Source organism: Nocardia cyriacigeorgica NBRC 100375 (genome assembly GCF_000308555.1).
In the GTDB taxonomy this organism is placed as follows: Bacteria; Actinomycetota; Actinomycetes; order Mycobacteriales; family Mycobacteriaceae; genus Nocardia; species Nocardia cyriacigeorgica.
In genome coordinates this window covers 47,338-56,432 of sequence record NZ_BAFY01000131.1, presented here as the reverse complement: position 1 = coordinate 56,432, position 9,095 = coordinate 47,338, and the positions used below count along the sequence as shown (strand labels likewise).

At 68.3% G+C, this 9,095-nt stretch carries 12 protein-coding genes; 5 read left to right on the top strand and 7 right to left on the bottom strand.

What is annotated here, in order from left to right; all coding sequences use genetic code 11:
• The 3 genes from RJ05_RS12845 to RJ05_RS12835 all read left to right on the top strand — a co-directional run.
• On the top strand, nucleotides 1-235 hold a 235-nt coding region (locus RJ05_RS12845; protein WP_036537235.1), incomplete at its 5' end, for a Rieske 2Fe-2S domain-containing protein.
• Between the two features lie 9 nt (nucleotides 236-244).
• Entirely contained in the window at nucleotides 245-715 is a 471-nt protein-coding gene (locus RJ05_RS12840) for a DUF6098 family protein (RefSeq protein WP_051016517.1), read from the top strand.
• A gap of 256 nt (nucleotides 716-971) precedes the next feature.
• On the top strand, nucleotides 972-1,505 hold the full coding sequence (locus tag RJ05_RS12835) for an SRPBCC family protein (protein WP_158682512.1): 534 nt from the start codon (nucleotides 972-974) through the stop codon (nucleotides 1,503-1,505).
• On the opposite strand, the gene RJ05_RS12830 is transcribed toward RJ05_RS12835, so the two are convergent.
• Complete coding sequence (locus RJ05_RS12830; RefSeq protein ID WP_228828974.1) at nucleotides 1,451-1,900, bottom strand: hypothetical protein; 450 nt, start codon at nucleotides 1,898-1,900, stop codon at nucleotides 1,451-1,453. The two genes, RJ05_RS12835 and RJ05_RS12830, sit on opposite strands and share 55 nt — an antisense overlap.
• An 85-nt stretch (nucleotides 1,901-1,985) precedes the next feature.
• Nucleotides 1,986-2,432 carry a MarR family winged helix-turn-helix transcriptional regulator gene (locus RJ05_RS12825; RefSeq protein WP_036537254.1) on the bottom strand — a complete coding sequence of 149 codons (447 nt, stop codon included), beginning with the start codon at nucleotides 2,430-2,432 and terminating at the stop codon, nucleotides 1,986-1,988.
• A gap of 68 nt (nucleotides 2,433-2,500) precedes the next feature.
• Here RJ05_RS12825 and RJ05_RS12820 point away from each other — a divergent pair, with 68 nt between their 5' ends.
• A complete protein-coding gene (locus RJ05_RS12820) occupies nucleotides 2,501-2,971 on the top strand; it encodes an NUDIX hydrolase (RefSeq protein ID WP_036537231.1) in 471 nt (156 codons plus the stop codon).
• A gap of 19 nt (nucleotides 2,972-2,990) precedes the next feature.
• Here RJ05_RS12820 and RJ05_RS12815 read toward each other — a convergent pair whose 3' ends face one another.
• The 4 genes from RJ05_RS12815 to RJ05_RS12800 form a co-directional block, all read right to left on the bottom strand.
• A complete protein-coding gene (locus RJ05_RS12815; RefSeq protein ID WP_036537229.1) occupies nucleotides 2,991-3,974 on the bottom strand; it encodes an NAD(P)H-dependent flavin oxidoreductase in 984 nt (327 codons plus the stop codon).
• Nucleotides 3,975-4,173: 199 nt separating this feature from the next.
• Nucleotides 4,174-5,400, bottom strand: a complete 1,227-nt coding sequence (locus RJ05_RS12810) for a cytochrome P450 (RefSeq protein ID WP_036537228.1) — start codon at nucleotides 5,398-5,400, stop codon at nucleotides 4,174-4,176.
• 149 nt (nucleotides 5,401-5,549) lie between these two features.
• On the bottom strand, nucleotides 5,550-6,491 hold the full coding sequence (locus RJ05_RS12805; protein ID WP_051016515.1) for a serine hydrolase: 942 nt from the start codon (nucleotides 6,489-6,491) through the stop codon (nucleotides 5,550-5,552).
• Nucleotides 6,488-7,372, bottom strand: a complete 885-nt coding sequence (locus tag RJ05_RS12800; RefSeq protein WP_174343931.1) for a LysR family transcriptional regulator — start codon at nucleotides 7,370-7,372, stop codon at nucleotides 6,488-6,490. Before RJ05_RS12800 ends, RJ05_RS12805 begins: the two co-directional genes overlap by 4 nt.
• 202 nt (nucleotides 7,373-7,574) lie before the next feature.
• On the opposite strand from RJ05_RS12800, the gene bla reads away from it, so the two are divergent.
• Nucleotides 7,575-8,468: a class A beta-lactamase gene (gene bla, locus RJ05_RS12795; RefSeq protein ID WP_036537251.1), complete on the top strand. Its 894-nt coding sequence runs from the start codon at nucleotides 7,575-7,577 to the stop codon at nucleotides 8,466-8,468.
• 29 nt (nucleotides 8,469-8,497) lie between these two features.
• Here bla and RJ05_RS12790 read toward each other — a convergent pair whose 3' ends face one another.
• A complete protein-coding gene (locus tag RJ05_RS12790) occupies nucleotides 8,498-9,004 on the bottom strand; it encodes a nuclear transport factor 2 family protein (protein WP_051016513.1) in 507 nt (168 codons plus the stop codon).
• Between the last annotated feature and the right edge of the window lie 91 nt (nucleotides 9,005-9,095).

Here is a 9,095-nt window from a genome sequence, read left to right as displayed (position 1 = left end):
GCCCAGCACCGGCGCGGTCGTCCGGGTGTCGGGCTCGCCGTGCGCGGTCTACCGCGACGAGAACGGCGATGTGCACGCCGTCTCGGCGACCTGCACCCATCTCGGGTGTCTGGTGGCCTTCAACGATGCCGAGCGCACCTGGGAATGTCCCTGTCACGGTTCGCGATTCACCATCGACGGCGCCGTCATCCAGGGCCCGGCCACCCGCCCGCTCGAACGGAAGCAGATCGATTAGGCGCCGGCGATGGATTCCGATTCCGGGCACGACGCCCCGATTCTGATCGACGCCGCCGAGGACGACCTGCCCCGGTTGCAGGATCTCGACCAGCTCACCGAGTTCATCCTCGGTCACGACCAGATCTATCTGCGGTATTCCGAAGGGCCGTGGGCCGACCGCCGATCCGGGCCGAGTCGCGATTTCGAAGCAGGGGTCGACCTGCCCGGCCTGTCGGTGACGACCGTGGTGCCGGAGAACTGGTGGCCGCGGCCGGCTCGCGAGTGGGTGGCGCGCAGGCTGTGCAAGTACGCCGAGGTCGGCGAGCCGGGCGGACGTTATCCATGGCTGTTGACCGGTACGGTCGTCGGGCGCGGGCCCGACCACGAGCCGATCCTCGTACGGGCCAGGCCGCTGGCACGGATCGACGAAACCGTGGTCGACGAGGCGAAAGCGGTGTATGTCGAGAGGTTCGATGTCGGCCGGGATTCGACCGGCTGACACCGCGCACGGGCCCCGGCGCGGACGCCCGGAGTTCGCCGGGCGAAAACGTCAATTGCACCTGCACGGTGCAAATGTTCTTGCATTCGCACAATGGCATTCGGAGAATTCGAATTCTGCTCGCCCAGTTCGTAATCCACCCGCACGAAATATGGCGAGTCCGGCTCTCTGCGCCTACCGGATGCTGTAACCTTCAACTCCCAGTCGATGGAGAGGCAGAGCCGTGGCCCTGGCCCGCAGTAGCGCATCCTGCGCGGTGAACGCGACAAGAGAAAAAGTGTGGGCGTTGATCTCGCGTCCGGACCAATTGAAGGCATGGGTGCCGAACCATGACTTCTGGATCGGTGCGGTCCCAGCGACATTCGCCCTCGGCGTCACCGTCCGCGCCCAGACCACCATCGCCAGCATCATCCACGAACTCGATCTCACCGTCACCGAATGCATCCCGTTCGAACGACTGGAACTCAGCGGCATAGGACTCACCGGTAACCATTTCACGTATTCGATTTCCTTGACCGAGGCCAGGAACTCACCGACAGTGGTCACCCTGGAAACCTGCTACACCGGCGCCGCCCGCAACGGCACCGACTATTCCAAGATCATGCCGATCGTCGCCGACGAGATGAACCGCAGCGCAAAACTTCTCGCGGCCCAATTCCCGGCGGGCGGGCACCGCGATCACCGGCCGCCCGCGACCCTCACCCCGGCGCCGCGGGTGCTGCCCGAGGACGACGATCAGGTGGGCCGCACGATCATGAGCACCACCACGACGGTCCACAGCAGGTTGTAGATCCCGGCCAGCATCGACAGGGTGCGCAGGCGCCGCCCGTCGTCCGGGGTGCGCAACGCCTCGCGCTGCAATGGGTAGATCTGTGCTCCGAGCAGCCCGCCGGCGACCGCGGTGAGGATCATGGCCGCGGTGATCCACCCCTCCCCCATCCGCTGCTGCACCGCCGCGAGCACGATGCCGACGACCGGCACGATGATCGCGCAGGCCGCGTACCCGCCCGTGATCCGGTGTAATGCGCTCGCCACCGCGGAGTTTCGCACCGACGACTGGTCGGCTGCTGCCGCACCGCCGACGACAGGCGCGTAACGCGGAAACAGACTCGTCGCGATGGCCGAACCACCGACGAACACGATGCCCGCGAGAACGTGCACCGACAACAACACATGCTCCACCATCGACTCCACCCTTCAGACTGGTTGAAGAATAGCCACATCCTTCAATCAGGCTGAAGCACGAGTGGCGCAGCTCACACCCCGCCGCTCAGGACGACATCGCTTCGGAGAACGCCGCTATCACCGCCGACCCGATCTTGCGCTGGATCGGGTCGGCCTCCGGGCCGAACATGGTGTCGTCCACCGTCGCCACCGCCGTCCGCGCCTGTTCGAGCAGGCGTTTCCCTTTCGCCGTCAGCTCGATCGTCGACGCCGAACCCGCACGCGCGGTGCGATCGCGGACCAGTCCGGCGCCTGCCAGCGTCTTCACCGCTGTGTGCACGCTCTGCACACTGATGCCCGACATGCGCGCCAACTCACTGAACGACGCACCGGGCACGCCGGAAATATGGCCGAGCAGCCCGAGTCTGCCGACGGTGAGATCCAATGGCGCGAGCGCGGCGTTCAGCTCGGACTCCACCCGGCGCGCGAGCGTCAGCACCAGGATGGAGGCACTGGTCCCGGGCGGGCCCGGCCGGTCGTTATCGGAGGTCACCGACCCATCTTCGCGCACCCGGGCCGGCGACGAGGCGTGGCGTCCCGGCATTTCGCTACCCTGCGTGAGTGACCGAGCGATTCCGGCTGGTGCCTGCCGTGTACGTGCTGTTGCGGCGGAACACCGCCGACGGTGAGGAAGTGCTGCTGCAATTGCGGCACAACACCGGCTTCATGGACGGATTCTGGGCGCACGCGGCGGCCGGGCACGTCGAGCTCGGCGAGTCGGTGTTCACCGCGGGCGCGCGCGAGGCCGCCGAAGAACTCGGCGTCGACGTCGCTCCGTCGGATCTGTCGCCGCTCACCGTGCTGCACCGCCGCTACGGCGACGGCGCCGCGGATATCGACCACCGGGTCGACTTCTTCCTCGAATGCCGCACCTGGCGCGGTGAGCCACGGCTGATGGAGCCGGACAAGGCCGCCGACCTGCGCTGGTGGCCGATCGAGAAACTGCCCGAACCGCTGGTCGAGCACGAGGCGTTCGTGATCGAAGGCTGCCGCACCGGCGAGCTGCCGCGACTGGCCGCGATGGGTTTCTGACACCGCATCGCCGGGCGGATCAGCCCGTGACGGCGTCGGACTCGGCGATGGTGGACCGGGCGGTGAGATACCGCGCGGCGGCGGTGCAGATGTCGTCGAACACCTCCGCGACCGGCTGACTGCTGGTGACCAGGCCGATGCCCTGGCCTGCGTCGATCGGCTCGAGCCGCGGATCGTCGGCGTCGATGGCGGCGGCCAGTTCCGCGCGGGCGCGCGGGTCGGCGGCCAACGCGGCTTCGGCGCCCTCCCATCGGTCGGTGAAGTCGTTGCGCAGCACGCGCGCCGGATAGCGTGCCGGCCACGGCAGGCCCTGGCCGATATCGAAGACGCGGGTGGTGATGGTGTCGGTCGCGTCGGCGCGCAGCAACGCCGCTCGCGCGCGTTCGGTCGTGAGCGCTTCCGGGCACACGGCCAGCCGAGTACCGAGCCAGGCTCCGGCCGCGCCGGCGCCGAGCACCGCGGCCAGCGCATGACCGGTGGCGATCCCGCCGGCCGCCAGCACCGGCACCTCGACGGCCTCGCAGACGATTTCGAGCAACGGCAGTGTCGCCAGCGTGGGCTCGCCGTGACCGCCGCCTTCGGCTCCCCTGGCCACGATGACGTCGATGCCCGCGGCCTCGGCCCGCAACGCCTGCTCACGATCGTAGACCTGGGTGGCGGCGCGGATCCCGGCCGCGTGCACCCGCTCGACCCAGGACAGATCGGCGGTGAAACTGATCGAGATCAGTGCGGGGCGCGCCGCGAGGGCGGTGTCGAACAGATCCGGTTCACGGTCGAGGACCCAGTCGATCATCCCGATCCCGAACGGCCCGGGGTCGGTCCCGAGCTGTTCCAGTTCGGCCGACAGCCGTGCCGCCGAGCCGGCGCTGCCCATCCCGATCATGCCGAGTCCACCGGCCGCGGTGACAGCGGCGGCCAGCCTGCCGCCGGCCACGCCGCCCATGGGCGCGTTCACGATCGGAACCCGCAGGCCCATCGTGCGTGACCACGCTGTCGACAACATCCGGGTTCCACCTCCACTGTTTCCGGCCCGGGGCCGGACCGGGCTCCTCGTGACAGTAGCTCGCCCGCGGGCCGCCCATCACTCTGGCCGATGCGGGCACGCCACGGCCGGTTCGAGACGTACACACGCGAACGCGGCACCGCCCAGGGAACGGTGCCGCGTCGCTCATGCGCGCATCGTGCTCATGCGCGCCCGGTGTTCACTCGTAGGCGACTTCCCAACGCTTGATGCCGTTGAGCCAGCCCGAGCGCAGCCGCACCGGCTCCGACAGCTCGCGCAGGTTCGGCATCACATCGGCGATGGCGTTGAACATCAGATCGATTTCGAGCCGGGCCAGATTGGCGCCGACGCAGAAGTGGGTGCCGGTGCCGCCGAAGCCGACGTGCGGGTTGGGATTGCGCAGGACGTTGAACTGGAACGGATCCTCGAACGAGGCCGGGTCGAAGTTGGCCGCGCTGTAGAACATGCCGATGCGCTGGCCCTTCTTGATCTGCTGGCCGCCGAGCTCGGTGTCGGCCGTCGCGGTGCGCTGGAAGGCGGTGACCGGAGTGGCCCAGCGGACGATCTCGTCGGGCGCGGTGCGCGGACGCTGCTCCTTGTACAGCTCCCACTGGTCGGGGTTGTCGACGAAGGCCTTCATGCCGTGGGTGATGGCATTGCGGGTGGTCTCGTTGCCCGCCACCGCGAGCAGGATGACGAACCAGGCGAATTCGTCGGAGCCGAGCGCCTCACCGTCGAGGTCGGCATTGACCAGCGTGGTCACGATGTCGTCCATCGGACACTTGCGCTTTTCCTCGGCCAGGTTCCAGGCGTAGCCCATGACCTCGGCGGTGGCCATCTTGTGGTCGCCCTCGAAATCCGGGTCGTCGTAGGAGATCATCTGGTTGGTCCAGTCGAAGATCTTGCCGCGATCTTCCTGCGGCACGCCGATCAGCTCGGCAATGGCCTGCAGCGGCAGCTCGCAGGCGATCTGCTGGACGAAATCGCCGCGGCCCTCCTTCTTGGCCTCGTGCACGATGCGCTCGGCGCGCTCGGTGAGGGCCTCGCGCAGGCTGTTGACCGCACGCGGGGTGAAGCCCTTGGACACGATCCGGCGCATCTTGGTGTGGTTCGGCGGATCCATGTTGAGCATGAGCATGCGCAGCATTTCGATCTCTTCGCGGGCGATGTCGCCGTTGAAGCGGATGATCGCGGTGTTCTCCTCCGAGGAGAACAGGTCGGGGTTCTTCGAGATCTCCTTGATGTCGTCGAGCTTGGTGACCACCCAGTAGCCGCCGTCGTCGAACCCGCTGCGGCCCTTCTCCTGCGGGCACCACCACACCGGTGCCACCCGGCGCAGCTCGGCGAATTCCTCGATCGGCAAGCGCTGGGCGTACAGGTCGGGGTCGGTGAAATCGAACCCGGCGGGGATGGACGGTGCGGCCACGAGTACCTCCTTGCGGCCTGCTCCGGTGCAGACCTCACAGCGTTGTGTAGAACACGTTCCACCACCGATTAGATCACAGGAACCGGGTTTGTGAACAGGATTTAGTAATACCTGTTTAGCAGACGTCGGGTGCTGCCGATCGAACCGCGTCAGTCCTGCGTGAGTGGGTGCCGCAACGCGGTCACGGCGATCCGGGCGGCTTCGGCGATGGCGGCATCGACGACGGCCAGCTGCGGGTCGGCCCGCGCCGCCCGGGTGAACACCGCGACCGCTACCGGATACTCGCCAGGAAACTCCACCACGGCGACCTCGTTGCGGATGACGCCGATGGTGCCGGTCTTGCCCGCCACGCTGACGCCCCGATGCGGAAACGCCGCCGCGATGCGATGCGGCCACACCTGCTTGCGCATCACCGCGCGCACGAATCCGGTCTGCTCCGGCGACAGTACGCCGCCCGCCCAGACCAGGTGCAGAAACCGGGTCATCTCCTCCGGGGTGGTGGCGCTGGCGTAGGAGGGGTCGTAGGCCGAGACCGACCAGGCCTCGTCGTTGTCGGCGAGCGCGGCAAAGGCCTCGGCGGTGCTGTGGGTATCGGTGTCGCGGACCAGGCTGCGGTGCACGTCGGCGGTGCCGCCGACGATCCGGGTCTCGGTGAGCCCCAGTTCGTCCAGCAGGTCCTCGACCGCGCCGAGACCGATCTCGCCGAGCAGGACGTCGGCGGCGGCATTGTCGGAGACCGTCATCATCGAGGTGGCCAGATCGCGGCGGCTCATCGTCACCGGATCGTGCAGTGCGGCAATGCCGGTGGGGCCGGGAGTGCAGTCGGCCGGGTGCACGGTGAGCTGTGCCCGTGGATCGATCAGCCCGGCGTCGACCCGCCGGCAGAACGCCACGAACAACACGAGTTTGTAGACCGAGGCGGTGACCACACGATCACGGCCGTCGATCGAGATCTCCGCCGCGCCACCGCACCGGCGAGCGTGCAACCATCCGGTGCAGCCGGCGTCGGCGAAGACCGCCCGGATCCGTTCGGTGACCTCGCCGCCGGCATCCGCGCCCGGCCACCGCGAACCGGATCGGGCGCGGCTCACCGCAACCGCTCCCGGTACAGCACCCGGTCGAGTGCGGCGGCGTGCGGCTGCGCGTCGGGGCGGTGGACCACCCGAACCCGTAACGCGAGGGCCTGCGGGGCCATGGTCAACCAGGTCACGCCCGGAGTGGGAGTCGGCGCCATCGCGGTGAGCCCGAAACTGGCTCCGGCGGCGACCGCGGCCAGCACCGCACGATCGTCGCGGGCGGTGCCGAGTCGCACGTCGAGCCCGCGTTCCCGCAGCAGGTCGAGCACGGTGTCGATGGCGGGCGGATTGCCCGCGCGCGGCGGATGCGCGAACGCCAGGTCGGCGAGCATGCGGAAGGTGGGGCGTTCGGCGGTGGCGCTGCGATGATCCGACGGCACCACCAGCCACCGCGGGATCTTGATCACCGGCCCGGCCTCGACGCCGTCGACCAAGGCCGGATGGTCGATGACCGCCACATCGCAGAGGCCGGCTCGCAGGTCCCCGAGCAGGTCCGCGGTCGACCCGACCGTCGTGGTGACGGTCGCATCGGGGCCGGCGGAGCCACGCAATGCCGTCACGCAGGCGGTCACCAGCGCATCCGGTAGGGCCGCGGCCACACCCCAGTGGATGTCGCCGCGGGCGTGAGCGATGCGCTGGGATTCGGCCAGCAGCCGTTCGGCGTCGTCCACCAGCAGCCGCGAGCGCGGCAGCAGGTGCCGTCCGGCGGAGGTGAGCACCGCCCCCTGCGGCGTGCGGTGCACCAGTTCGACACCGAGGAACTGTTCGAGTCGCCGCAAACCCTGCGAAACCGGTGGCTGGGTCATCTCCAACGCGGCCGCCGCCCTCCCGAAATGCCCCTCGTCCGCGACGGCGACGAAGAAGCGCAGGTGGCGGATGAGGTCCATGGCGGTCATTGAACCAGTTGGTCGCTTCATCCCGGTTCCATCGCCCGTTGGCGGTGTGCATCTGTCCGCAAAAAGGGTTGACGAACTGCGGCGATATCGAACGCGACTCGGCGCAGCCGGTGACCGCTATTGGCTGCGACGATCGTCGCGGTGGTGTCCTTCAGCGGTGACTTTCTCAGTTCTCACCTTCCGCCGGCCCGACCGCAAGCGCATGCTCGCCGCCGCACTCGCTGTCAGCGCGCTGACGTCGATCGCGGCCTGCGACTCCGGCTCCGGTTCCGCTACCACTTCCAGCACCGGCACGGTGACCACCTCGGCGGTGGCCGGACCCCGGTTCGCCGAACTGGAGACGACCGCGGGAGCCCGCGTGGGCGTGTTCGCCGTCGACACCGGCTCCGAGCGCACGGTCGCCCACCGCGAGCACGAACGTTTCCCGATGGCATCCACCTTCAAGGGTTTGGCCTGCGGCGCGCTGCTTCGTGAGCATCCGTTGTCGACGGGCTACTTCGATCAGGTGATCCACTTCTCCGCCGCGGAATTGGTCGAGTATTCACCGGTGACCGAAACCCGGGTCGAAACCGGCATGACCGTCGCCGAGCTGTGTGATGCCGCCATCACCGTCTCCGACAACACGGCGGGCAATCAGCTGCTGAAATTGCTCGGCGGTCCGCAGGGCTTCACCGCGTTCCTGCGCTCCCTCGGCGACGACACGTCCCGGCTGGACCGCTGGGAGACCGAGCTGAACACCGCCATCCCCGGCGATGAACGCGACACCACCACCCCGGCCGCTCTCGCCGCCGATTACCGGGCGCTGGTCGTCGACGACGTCCTCGGCGAACCCGAACGCGCCCAGTTGACGTCGTGGCTGGTCGCCAACACCACCGGCGGCACCCGGATCCGCGCGGGGCTACCCGCGGACTGGACCGTCGGCGACAAAACCGGATCCCCGGCCTACGGATCGGCACTCGATGTCGCTGTGGCCTGGCCGCCCGGACGCGCGCCGATCGTCATCGCGGTGCTGACGACGAAGTCCGAGCAGGATGCCGAACCCGATAACGAGTTGGTCGCCGATGCGACCCGAGCGGTGGTCGGCGCACTCGGATAGCGCTCGTCGGGCCGGGCTCGGGTCCTCGCCTACTGCGTGATGCGGCAGGAATCGTCGATCGGCCGGGTGATCGACCAGATCCGATCGAAGCGGCAGGTCGCGATCTTCCAAGCGCCGTTCTCGATGACGTATTCGTCGGAGTATTCGCCGGTGGAGACGGTTTCGGTCTTCTCGACCAGGTTCACCTGCCGGAATTGCAGGGTCCACCGGCCCGCGGCGGTGGTGTCGTCGATGATCGTGATGTCGGGGTGCAGGCCGTGGTGCATATCGAGGATGACGTGTTTGCCGTCGACCTGCTTCAGGGCGATGGATTCGAAGACCGCGGCCATGCCATCCGCGTCGAAGGCGCCGAGCTCGCCGTAGTCCAGCGCCGAGCCCGCGGCGATGAAGCAGTCACGGAAACCCTTCGGGTCCTTGGCATCACAGGCCCGGAAATACCGGTGCTTGAGCGCCTTGATCGACTCGACGGCCTCCATCCTGGCCAGGCGACGCGCCAGATCGGCGTCCAGCGTTTCCGGCGACGGTGAAACGGACATCGATGTCCTCCTTGTCGGCTGTGCTCGGTCGCTGCCGAGACGCACTACCTGCGTGGGCTGAACCTAGCCGGGACCACCGTGTGGAAACAGT

What these genes read in the sequence shown, in the direction of transcription:
- RJ05_RS12790 (WP_051016513.1), bottom strand. Translation starts at nt 9,004, where the DNA reads ATGTCCGTTTCACCGTCGCCGGAAACGCTGGACGCCGATCTGGCGCGT.
- RJ05_RS12830 (WP_228828974.1), bottom strand. Translation starts at nt 1,900, where the DNA reads ATGGTGGAGCATGTGTTGTTGTCGGTGCACGTTCTCGCGGGCATCGTG.
- bla (WP_036537251.1), top strand. Translation starts at nt 7,575, where the DNA reads ATGCTCGCCGCCGCACTCGCTGTCAGCGCGCTGACGTCGATCGCGGCC.
- RJ05_RS12800 (WP_174343931.1), bottom strand. Translation starts at nt 7,372, where the DNA reads ATGACCGCCATGGACCTCATCCGCCACCTGCGCTTCTTCGTCGCCGTC.
- RJ05_RS12840 (WP_051016517.1), top strand. Translation starts at nt 245, where the DNA reads ATGGATTCCGATTCCGGGCACGACGCCCCGATTCTGATCGACGCCGCC.
- RJ05_RS12815 (WP_036537229.1), bottom strand. Translation starts at nt 3,974, where the DNA reads ATGTTGTCGACAGCGTGGTCACGCACGATGGGCCTGCGGGTTCCGATC.